Origin of the sequence: Frankia sp. AgKG'84/4, from assembly GCF_023242965.2 — a bacterium.
Classification (GTDB): Bacteria; Actinomycetota; Actinomycetes; order Frankiales; family Frankiaceae; genus Frankia.
The window spans coordinates 1-553 of record NZ_JALKFU020000704.1 but is presented as its reverse complement, the minus strand read 5'-3'; the positions used below and the strand labels follow the sequence as shown (position 1 = coordinate 553).

The window sequence follows — 553 nt, the reverse complement described above, 5'->3', positions numbered from 1 at the left end:
GCTCACGGTCGGACGCCGGTGGCGAGGGAACGACGCCGGCGGGCAGGGGGTGCGGGCCCGCCGGCTCGCCAGGGGCGAGGCCCAGCCGGTCGGCGGATCGCGCGTCGGCGTTCACCTCGGCCGCCAGCACCTCGCCGGCCCTCATCCGGTCGGCCTTCGCTTCGTCGGTGCCCACCTCGCTGGTGCCCTCTTCGTCGACGAGCGCTGCCGGGGTGCGCCGGGGGAGACCGAGGGGGCGATGCGGACGTCGGCCCGCGGTGCGGTGCGGTGCCGCCCGCCGGGTGGTGGCCGATTCGTCCCCCGGCGGGACCGTGTTGCGGGTCACGAGAGCCCTCCCGGACGAGACACCCGGACGTGATCCCCGGCCGGTGCCGCGGAGTACCCCACCCCTGGCCGTTTCACCCCTGGCGGGTGGCGGGTGGTGTGCTTCGTCCGGGGACCGGTGTTCACCGGATCGTCAGCGCCTTGCCCGCCAGGTCGGATTCGAGGGCGAGGTCGGAGTCGACCATCATCGCGATCAGTTCCTCGAACCCGACCTTCGGTTCCCAGCCCA

General features: G+C 74.7%; 1 protein-coding gene. It reads right to left on the bottom strand.

What is annotated here, in order from left to right; genetic code table 11:
- Nucleotides 1-325 (bottom strand): hypothetical protein (locus MXD58_RS24710; RefSeq protein ID WP_250610050.1); only part of this gene is annotated, 325 nt, incomplete at its 3' end.
- Nucleotides 326-553 lie beyond the last annotated feature (228 nt).